Source organism: Rhizobium sp. NPDC090275, from assembly GCF_044772225.1.
GTDB lineage: Bacteria > Pseudomonadota > Alphaproteobacteria > Rhizobiales > Rhizobiaceae > Rhizobium.
Genome location: NZ_JBIVYL010000011.1, coordinates 224,945 through 233,918, shown reverse-complemented (window position 1 = coordinate 233,918; position 8,974 = coordinate 224,945). Strand labels below are relative to the sequence as shown.

Genomic DNA, 8,974 nt, shown 5'->3' with positions numbered 1-8,974 from the left:
AGCTCCGTATCCCAATCTGCCATGTCGCGCCCTCAAATGAAGAGAGCACAAATCATCTCAAACCAGCCTTGCCCGAATCTGCCAAAGTAGTGCTAGGCAATCGATGAGTTGGTCGCGCAAGCCATCGAGCGCGCTGGTGAAGACTCCTCCTTCGCTTCTATAGCTGTAGGCAAGGATCGGCGACCTCGGTGAAGGCTGTTGCTTCTGACACACATCGGTAATCGATGTCAGTCTCGTCTGCGTATACAGCCGAGGATGTCACGGCAAGCGCCGCAAGAATGGTTGCGGCAAGCATTGTTTTGGAGGCGGTACTGGATCGCTTCATGTTGGCTTCCTGACGTGGATTGTTTGTCGGGCGTAAGAAACGCCGCTCGTCCCGGCTTGTGGTCGGTGGGTCGGAGACGAGCGGCTTTGCTCTCCTCAATGCAGAGGAGAAGACGAGGCTATTTCTTGGCCGCCAACAGCTTGTCGATTGTTGCCGAGCACATGCCCGAGAGCTTGGCCTTGTTTTCCTTGACGCAGGCCATGATCCCGCCGTCACCCGGCTGGACGCCCGGGCATAGCTGCTGAATGTCCTGCTTGCAGTTGTCGCGAAGCTTCATCTTCTGCGACATCGAAAGCTGCTCTTGGGCGGATGCGACAGCCGCGGAAGTAAGAAGGAATGCGATGATGTAACGGTTCATCTTGAATGTCCTTTGCCTGTGGAACGATCTGCCACCGCCGTAGACCTCGCCGTTGCGGGTCGTTCGACGACAGCAGCCAGTTTGCCGGCTCCTGTCAGGCCCAAGACCGCGAAGTCGGTCACAGGCCGTCGAGGACCGCGAAACTGTTTTCGCGGCAAAGGCTCGCGACTTGATTGCAAGATTGTTTCTTATTGTTGCCGGATGCCGCAGAAGCGATTGCTATTGGTGACAGCTGGGTTGTGGCGGTACGGCATTTCCGCTGGAACGTTGCCTATGACGTGCGAGTTGCCTGATGTTCGAAATCTCGCGAACCCCAAAGGGTTTGGGCCGCTCGGCGAATGGGCGCATGGCGCTTCCAGATACGGTGAGCACTGCGGGTTGGCCATATATCCTAGCCAGCCGGCATCAATGCTCGTTGGTGGAACAAACGGCTATCTTGCCATCCTCCAGGCTGACGAAATTGACACCACCGCTTTCCAGCGCGATTTTCAACTGCGCTGCCGTCGCACGGTGAACCTCATGACGACCGCCTTCATAATCACGAACAGTGCTTCGCGAAACACCGGCTCGCTCTGAAAGTTCGACTTGCGTCCAGTCCAGGAGGCCGCGGGCCGCTCGACAGAGAGCCGGTGACAAAATCTTATGGTCGTAAGCTTGACCCATGTTCGACTATCGCCCATATTGGTTGACATAGATCATATAGGCTAATTTCAAAGAGATTTCTAGGTGGATGTAGAATGCGCTCCACTTGGTCATAATGACAAGAAAAGGATCAATGCCTTGGGATGACCGCCGGACCGTTCATGCTGGTTGCGCTGCTGCTTCTTCCGTTCGTGGGAAGCATCCTGTCGGTCTTTTTCCTGAGGACGGCATCGCGTCGCCTACCTGCCGGCCTTGCCGGTCTTGTCGTCCTTCTCGCACTTCTGCTCAACGCCAGCCTCTACCCGCAGGTTTCCGACGGGGGCATCATTCGCTTCAATGCGGAATGGTTGCCGCAACTCGGTCTTGATCTGACGCTGCGCATGGATGCCTTTGCATGGATTTTCACCATGCTGATCACCTCCATCGGTTTTCTGGTGATCCTCTACGCCCGCTATTACATGTCGGAAGACGATCCGGTCCCGCGGTTCTTCTCCTTCCTGCTTGCGTTCATGGGAGCAATGGTCGGCATTGTCATATCGGGCAATGTCATCCTGCTGTCGGTGTTCTGGGAACTGACGAGCATCTCCTCGTTCCTGCTGATCAGCTATTGGCACAACAACGCTGCCGCACGCGATGGCGCGCGAATGGCGCTGACGATCACCGGGATCGGCGGCTTCTGTCTGTTGATCGGTCTGATCCTGCTCGGCAAGATCGTCGGCAGCTACGATCTGGACACGATCCTGAACTCAGGCGACCTGATCCGAAATCATAGCCTCTATGTGCCCGCGCTGATCTTCATTCTGCTTGGAGCTCTGACGAAGAGCGCCCAGTTTCCATTCCATTTCTGGCTCCCGAACGCCATGTCGGCGCCCACGCCCGTCTCGGCATTCCTCCATTCGGCGACAATGGTGAAGGCGGGTGTCTTCCTGCTCGTGCGTTTCTGGCCCGTCTTGTCGGGAACCTACGAGTGGTTCTGGATTCTCGGCGCCGCGGGCATGATCACCTTGCTGCTGGGCGCCTACTTCGCGATATTCCAGCGCGATCTGAAAGGGCTTCTGGCCTATTCGACGATCAGTCATCTCGGATTGATCACGACGCTGCTGAGCCTCGGAAGCCCGCTGGCGACGGTGGCGGCGATTTTCCACATGCTCAATCACGCGACGTTCAAGGCGTCGCTGTTCATGGCGGCCGGCATCATCGACCACGAGACCGGGACGCGCGATATGCGCAAGCTGAGCGGCTTGTACCGGTTCATGCCGATCACGGCGACCCTTGCCGTCGTCGCCAGCGCCGCCATGGCGGGTGTGCCGCTGCTGAACGGGTTTCTCTCGAAGGAAATGTTCTTCGCCGAAGCAGTCGAGACGCATGCTGATTCCATCCTCGACAAAATCCTGCCCTATGTCGCAACGCTCGCCAGCGCCTTCAGCGTTGCCTATTCCCTGCGCTTCATTCACACCGTCTTCTTCGGCCCGCCACCGACAGATCTGCCGATCGCGCATCCGCACGAACCGCCGCGCTGGATGCGCTTCCCGATCGAGTTTCTCGTCGTGTTGTGCCTGGTTGTCGGTATCGTTCCGGCACTTTCGATCGGACCGTTTCTCCACAGCGCGGTGATCAGCGTTCTGAGAGACGACACGCCTGAGTACAGCCTCTCGCTGTGGCACGGGATCAATCTTCCGCTGATCATGAGCGTCATCGCGTTGATCGCCGGAACCGCGATCTATTGGGCGCTCAAAGGCTATCTGTCTCGCTGCGATGATGGCCCGCCCTTTATCCGGCGGCTGAAGGGGCAGCGTATTTTCGAGCGAATCCTCGTGGAAGTCTCCTGGCGCTGGGCGCGCGTTGCCGAGCGGCGCTTGGGAACACGCAAGCTGCAGCCGCAATTGCGGTGGCTGGTGGTTGCCGGCCTTCTGGCTGGCGCCCTGCCGCTCTATCTCCGTGGCTTCGAGCATCGCCCCTTTGTCTATTCCGGCGTCGATCCCGTCTTCACCGCGCTCTGGGTGATCGGGGTGTGCCTGGCGATCGGCACCGCCTACACGGCCAAATACCACCGACTGGCCGCGCTGGTCATGCTCGGCGGCGTCGGCCTCATCGTGTGCACCACCTTCGTATGGCTTTCCGCACCCGACCTCGCCATCACCCAGTTGCTGGTCGAAATCGTCACCACCGTTCTCATCCTGTTGGGGCTCAGGTGGCTGCCGAAGCGATCCGAAGACATTCGTGAATCCATGACGATCCGCGCTCGATTCCGGCGCTTCCGTGACTTCGCGCTCGCCGTCCTCTGCGGCGTCGCCATGTCGGCCATCGCCTATGCCGTGACGACGATGCCGGTGCCCGACGCGATCGCCAACTATTTCCTCGAGCATGCATATTCGCTCGGCGGTGGACGAAACGTCGTCAATGTCATCCTCGTTGATTTCCGTGGCTTCGACACGCTGGGCGAAATCGCGGTGCTGGGCGTCGTCTCGTTGACAGTCTACGGTCTGTTGCGCCGTTTCCGCCCGGCTGAAGACAGCATGGGCATGCCAGAGCAGCAGCAGGTGCAAAACCGCTTCGACGAGGAGCGGCCGGAGCGCTCAGCCGGTGACACGGTGCGCGACTACCTGCTCGTACCATCGGTGATCATGCAGTGGATGTTCCCCGTGATCATCACCTTCTCCGTCTACCTCTTCATGCGTGGGCACGATCTGCCGGGCGGCGGGTTCTCGGCGGGATTGACGCTCTCGATCGCCTTCCTGCTGCAATATCTCGCGGGCGGCACACGCTGGGCCGAAGACCGCATCCGCATTCTGCCGCTGCGCTGGATGGGTGCGGGGCTGTTGACGGCGGTGTTGACGGGCGCCGGTGCATGGTTGCTCGGCTATCCGTTCCTGACCTCGCATTCTCGCTATCTCGAACTGCCCCTGATCGGCACGATGCCGGCGGCGACGGCGCTGCTCTTCGATCTCGGCGTCTTCTCCCTGGTCGTCGGATCGACCGTGCTGATCCTTGTCGCCCTTGCCCACCAATCGCTGCGGATCAATCGCCTGCGCACGATCGAAGCGGCCAAATCGGAGGAGCGGTGATGGAACTGGTTCTGTCGATCGCCATCGGCATCATGACGAGCTGCGGGGTCTGGCTTATCCTGCGCCCGCGCACCTATCAGGTGATCATCGGGCTCTCGCTGCTCTCCTACGCCGTCAACCTGTTCATCTTCGGCGTCGGCGGCGTGAAGGCCAACGTGCCGCCGATCCTGGGCAATGACGATCCGTCCATTCTCGCCGATCCCGTGCCGCAGGCCCTGGTGTTGACCGCCATCGTCATCGGCTTTGCAACCACGGCGCTCTTTCTCGTCGTCCTCCTGGCGTCGCGCGGGCTGACGGGCAGCGACCATGTCGACGGAAGGAACGAGCCGAAATGAACGGTTGGTCCCATCATCTCATCGTCGCGCCCATCCTCATTCCGCTGATCGCCAGCGCGCTCCTGCTGTTCATCGACGAGCGGCGCCGCGTCGCCAAGGCGATGGTCAGCCTGGCCTCCGCGATTCTGCTCGCCGTGATCGCCTTCATCCTGTTCAGGATCGAGAGCGGCCCGAATGGCTTCGAGGGCGTCTATCTCGTCGGCAACTGGTCAGCACCCTTCGGGATCGTGCTCGTTCTCGATGGCCTTTCGGCCATGATGCTGCTTCTGACCGCGCTGCTTGCCGTGTCGGCACTCGTCTTCTCGCTGGCGCGCTGGCATGCCGTAGGCGCACATTTCCACAGCATGTTCCAGTTGCTCCTCATGGGGGTCAACGGGGCGTTCCTCACGGGCGACCTCTTCAACCTCTTCGTCTTCTTCGAGGTGATGCTGGCAGCCTCGTATGGCCTTCTGCTGCACGGGTCCGGCCCGCTGCGCGTCAAATCCGGCATGCATTACATCGCCGTCAACCTCGTGGCCGCCCTTTTGTTCCTGATCGGCGTCAGCCTCATCTATGGAACCGCCGGCACGCTCAACATGGCCGACCTCGCCGCCCGCATCCCAGAGATCGAGCCTGACCGGCGCATGCTGATGGAGGCAGGTGCGGGCATATTGGGTGTCGTCTTCCTCATCAAGGCCGGCATGTGGCCGCTCTGTTTCTGGCTACCCACCGCCTATAGCGCCGCCTCGGCGCCGGTGGCCGGCATCTTCGCGATCATGAGCAAGCTCGGCATCTACGTCATCCTGCGCCTGACGATGCTGCTGTTCGGTGAGGGCCCCTCGGCCGGGTTTGGCGCGCCGGTTCTGCTTTATGGCGGCATAGCGACGCTGATCTTCGGCATCGTCGGCGTGCTTGCATCGCAGGCGCTGGGACGGCTTGCGGGCTTCTCGGTACTGGTCTCCTCGGGGACGCTACTCATGGTGCTTGGCATCAACGACGGCGCCGTCTCTTCCGGTGCGCTGCTTTATCTCGTCAGCTCGACGCTGACCATCAGCGCTTTCTTCATGCTCATCGAGCTCGTCGAGCGCGGCCAGGATGCGGGCGCAAACGTGCTGGCCGTGACCATGGAGGCCTATGGCGAGACCGACGACGAGCCTGAAAACCAGGAGGAAGGCGTGACTATGCCCGGCACCATGGCCGTTTTGGGCATCTGCTTTGCGGCCTGCGGCATTCTGCTCTCCGGCCTCCCGCCGCTCTCGGGCTTCGTCGCCAAGTTCGCCATGCTCTCGGCGATGATGGGCACTGGCTCCATCGGTGTGCCGCCCACGGCAGCGATCTGGGCGCTGGTCGTTCTCGTCATTCTCTCCGGCATCGCCGCATTGATTTCCATGACGCGCGTCGGCATCCGCACCTTCTGGAGCTCGATCGAGGGCACGGTTCCCCGCGTGCTGGTGATCGAGATCGTGCCGGTGATGTTTCTCTTGGCGCTGACGCTTGCACTCACCGTGCAGGCCGGGCCGGCGATGCAATACATGGACACGACGATACGGACGTTGAGCAAGCCGTCGATCTACATCGACGCGGTCAACAACGCGCTGCCGATCAAGGGCGTCAAAGCTGGAACGGAGGGCGAGTGATGCTTCCCTATCCCATTCTCGCGACATGCCTCCTCATCATGTGGCTGCTGCTTAACGGCTTCACCCTCGGCCATTTCATCCTCGGCCTCGTCGTCGCGGTCTTCGCGGGCTGGGCGATGGCATCGCTGCAGCCGGAACCGATACGGCTGAAGAAATGGTACCTCCTGCCCAAGCTCTTTGGCCTGGTGTTTCGCGATATCGTCAAGTCGAACATCGACGTCGCGTGGATCATCCTGCGCAGCGGCAAACGCCGGCACAATCCCGGCTTCATCACCATCCATCTGAAACTCCGTAGCCAGTTCCCGCTTGCCGTCTTGGCCGTAATCCTGACGAGCACACCGGGATCCGCATGGCTGGAGTATGATTCCAACGATCATTCGGTGCTGCTGCACGTTCTCGACATCCAGAACGAGGCCGTGTGGCGCGATACGATCAAGAACCGATACGAGGCGCTGTTGCTGGAGATATTCGCATGAGTGCAATCATCCTCTTCACGGCCGTGTCGGTCGCCCAGATCATGCTCGTCGCCGCCATGGCGATCGTCTCCATCCGCATGTTCGTCGGCCCGCGCGCGCAGGACCGGATTCTCGGGCTCGACACTTTCTACATCAATGCCATGCTGCTTCTGGTGACATTCGGCGTCGGAACGGGACGGGTGGTCTATTTCGAAGCAGCACTTGTTATCGGCATGATCGGCTTCGTGGCAACCGTGGCGCTGGCGAAATTCCTGATGCGCGGGGAGGTGATCGAATGATGCACCCGGCTATGGATATACCCGTTTGGGTAGCGGCGCTGGTCGCCTTCTTTCTCGTCCTCGGCGCGCTGTTGGCCTTGATCGGCGCCATCGGATTTCTTCGGTTGCCAAGCTTCTACCAGCGTATTCACGCCCCGACCCTCGGAACCAGCTGGGGGATCGGCGGGGTCATGCTCGGGTCGATGATCTTCTTTTCCGTGGCGTCCTCGCGCTTGGCTATCCACGAGATCCTGATCGGTGTCTTCGTCACGGTAACGACACCGGTAACGCTGATGATGTTGGCGCGCGCCGCCTTGCATAGAGACAGGGCAGAAGGAAATGGTGAGGCGCCGCCAAAGCACACGCCTGAGTCAGACAGGAACACGTAAATCCCAAACTGGTGGTTGCCAACGCTACTGAGCCTTCGTGCCAAGTCGGAACGCCGCAGCGTGCTTCACAAGGATTTTGCCTGCGGTCACGAAACGTGTGCTGGCGCGAGCGCGGCGTGCTCCATATGGGTCAGGCGACCGCGTCAAGGCCCCTGTTTAACAGGTGCTCAAGCTGCTCTATCTCTGCCTCCGTCAGCATGATCCCCTCGGCATAAGACTTTTGGCGTGCCGCAAACCGGCGTTGCGACGGAAGTCGCGCACCGCTGCCGGCAATGGCATCGAACAGAGCTTCTGCGCGCGCAAAGGGGTCTCCAGTCCGACCGGCCGCAAACGCCTGAGGGGACATGGCGATGACGAGTTCACCGTGGAGTGGCGCAAGCGTGGTGGTACCCAGATAGTCGAGTGCTTCGGAGCTTGTGAGGTCGCCGATCATGATGCCGGCGAGAAGTTCGATCATGGTGCCAATCGAAGAGCCCTTGTGCCCGCCGAAAGGCAGCATGGCGCCGGCCAGCGCCGCTTCCGGCTCCGTGGTCGGATTACCATTGGCATCGATCGCCCACCCTTCAGGCAAGGGCTTACCGGCACGACGATGAAGTTCGATCTCTCCTCGCGCGGCGACCGAGGTGGCGAAGTCGAACACATAGGGGAAGGTTTGGCTGCGCGGCCAGCCGAAGGCAAAGGGATTGGTGCCAAGCAGCGGCTTGCTGCCACCTGTCGGCGCGACGGTCGCGTAACTCGGGCACATGGCAAGGCAGGCGAGGCCTTGGCGTGTAGCAGCTTCCACTTCCCACCATAGCGCCGAGAAATGTGTGCAGTCGTTGATGACGAGAGCAGCAATGCCAAACTTGGCCGCGCGTTCAGCAAGATGAGGTAATCCAAGCTCAAATGCCGGGTTTGCAAAGCCGCCGCCTGCGTTGACCTTTACAATCGCCGACGCCTCGTTGCTTTCAACATGTGCCGTGGCCACCGGGTTCACCTTGCCCGCCTTGATCGTGCGTAGGACGCCATCGAGCCGATAGATACCGTGGGACTTGCTACCATCCGCCTCGCCGGCGACAATGACGTCGGCAACTGAATTCGCCTGGAACTCGGTAAGTCCGGCCTTTCGCAAAATAGCCATCACCCGACTATTCAGTTCACCTTTGCTTATACGAACATGTTGCATGGCCTAGTTCCCTATCGTCATATCGAAATGACATTCATAACCTTGAAATTAAAATATATAAAGAATACAAGAAGTCGACAATGTGCGCAACGCGTCATGTACGCGCGCTCTTGCAATAGCGATCGGAGACACGGCGATGGACACGAGATGATTGGAAAGCACTACATTGGCGGCCATTGGGTGGATGGCGTAGCGACCTTCTCGTCAACACCGGCCCACGGAGCGGCACACACATTTGCTGTTGGAACAGTAGAACTAGTCGATCGTGCTGCTTGGAGCGGCGTTCAACAGCGAGATGAATTCGTAGAAACTCGGGCAAAGTGCCGCTTTCCCATGCCGATTGGCG

General features: G+C 60.1%; 9 protein-coding genes. 6 read left to right on the top strand and 3 right to left on the bottom strand.

Annotated elements, in window-relative coordinates:
* Positions 1-443 precede the first annotated feature (443 nt).
* Both ACIQUB_RS25375 and ACIQUB_RS25370 read right to left on the bottom strand, forming a co-directional pair.
* Entirely contained in the window at positions 444-683 is a 240-nt protein-coding gene (locus ACIQUB_RS25375; protein ID WP_402933464.1) for a cysteine rich repeat-containing protein, read from the bottom strand.
* Positions 684-1,088: 405 nt separating this feature from the next.
* On the bottom strand, positions 1,089-1,346 hold the full coding sequence (locus tag ACIQUB_RS25370) for a helix-turn-helix transcriptional regulator (protein ID WP_402933462.1): 258 nt from the start codon (positions 1,344-1,346) through the stop codon (positions 1,089-1,091).
* A 122-nt stretch (positions 1,347-1,468) separates the two neighbouring features.
* Here ACIQUB_RS25370 and ACIQUB_RS25365 point away from each other — a divergent pair, with 122 nt between their 5' ends.
* The 6 genes from ACIQUB_RS25365 to mnhG are packed head-to-tail and all read left to right on the top strand — an operon-like array spanning position 1,469 to position 7,463.
* The gene (locus ACIQUB_RS25365) at positions 1,469-4,390 is read left to right on the top strand and encodes a monovalent cation/H+ antiporter subunit A (protein WP_402933459.1); all 2,922 of its coding nucleotides are present in this window, start codon (positions 1,469-1,471) and stop codon (positions 4,388-4,390) included.
* Positions 4,390-4,725 (top strand): Na+/H+ antiporter subunit C, encoded by a 336-nt coding sequence (locus tag ACIQUB_RS25360; RefSeq protein ID WP_018897795.1) that lies wholly within the window; start codon positions 4,390-4,392, stop codon positions 4,723-4,725. The genes ACIQUB_RS25365 and ACIQUB_RS25360 overlap by 1 nt, the downstream gene beginning before the upstream one ends.
* Entirely contained in the window at positions 4,722-6,341 is a 1,620-nt protein-coding gene (locus tag ACIQUB_RS25355; RefSeq protein WP_402933456.1) for a monovalent cation/H+ antiporter subunit D, read from the top strand. The genes ACIQUB_RS25360 and ACIQUB_RS25355 overlap by 4 nt, the downstream gene beginning before the upstream one ends.
* Complete coding sequence (locus tag ACIQUB_RS25350) at positions 6,341-6,817, top strand: Na+/H+ antiporter subunit E (protein ID WP_402933453.1); 477 nt, start codon at positions 6,341-6,343, stop codon at positions 6,815-6,817. The genes ACIQUB_RS25355 and ACIQUB_RS25350 overlap by 1 nt, the downstream gene beginning before the upstream one ends.
* Complete coding sequence (locus tag ACIQUB_RS25345; protein WP_037185734.1) at positions 6,814-7,095, top strand: K+/H+ antiporter subunit F; 282 nt, start codon at positions 6,814-6,816, stop codon at positions 7,093-7,095. Before ACIQUB_RS25350 ends, ACIQUB_RS25345 begins: the two co-directional genes overlap by 4 nt.
* Entirely contained in the window at positions 7,092-7,463 is a 372-nt protein-coding gene (mnhG, locus tag ACIQUB_RS25340; RefSeq protein ID WP_402933449.1) for a monovalent cation/H(+) antiporter subunit G, read from the top strand. Before ACIQUB_RS25345 ends, mnhG begins: the two co-directional genes overlap by 4 nt.
* Before the next feature lie 130 nt (positions 7,464-7,593).
* On the opposite strand, the gene ACIQUB_RS25335 is transcribed toward mnhG, so the two are convergent.
* Positions 7,594-8,628, bottom strand: a complete 1,035-nt coding sequence (locus ACIQUB_RS25335; RefSeq protein WP_402933446.1) for an Ldh family oxidoreductase — start codon at positions 8,626-8,628, stop codon at positions 7,594-7,596.
* Between the last annotated feature and the right edge of the window lie 346 nt (positions 8,629-8,974).

What these genes read in the sequence shown, in the direction of transcription:
- ACIQUB_RS25375 (WP_402933464.1), bottom strand. Translation starts at nt 683, where the DNA reads ATGAACCGTTACATCATCGCATTCCTTCTTACTTCCGCGGCTGTCGCA.
- ACIQUB_RS25370 (WP_402933462.1), bottom strand. Translation starts at nt 1,346, where the DNA reads ATGGGTCAAGCTTACGACCATAAGATTTTGTCACCGGCTCTCTGTCGA.
- ACIQUB_RS25365 (WP_402933459.1), top strand. Translation starts at nt 1,469, where the DNA reads ATGACCGCCGGACCGTTCATGCTGGTTGCGCTGCTGCTTCTTCCGTTC.
- ACIQUB_RS25360 (WP_018897795.1), top strand. Translation starts at nt 4,390, where the DNA reads ATGGAACTGGTTCTGTCGATCGCCATCGGCATCATGACGAGCTGCGGG.
- ACIQUB_RS25355 (WP_402933456.1), top strand. Translation starts at nt 4,722, where the DNA reads ATGAACGGTTGGTCCCATCATCTCATCGTCGCGCCCATCCTCATTCCG.
- ACIQUB_RS25350 (WP_402933453.1), top strand. Translation starts at nt 6,341, where the DNA reads ATGCTTCCCTATCCCATTCTCGCGACATGCCTCCTCATCATGTGGCTG.
- ACIQUB_RS25345 (WP_037185734.1), top strand. Translation starts at nt 6,814, where the DNA reads ATGAGTGCAATCATCCTCTTCACGGCCGTGTCGGTCGCCCAGATCATG.
- mnhG (WP_402933449.1), top strand. Translation starts at nt 7,092, where the DNA reads ATGATGCACCCGGCTATGGATATACCCGTTTGGGTAGCGGCGCTGGTC.
- ACIQUB_RS25335 (WP_402933446.1), bottom strand. Translation starts at nt 8,628, where the DNA reads ATGCAACATGTTCGTATAAGCAAAGGTGAACTGAATAGTCGGGTGATG.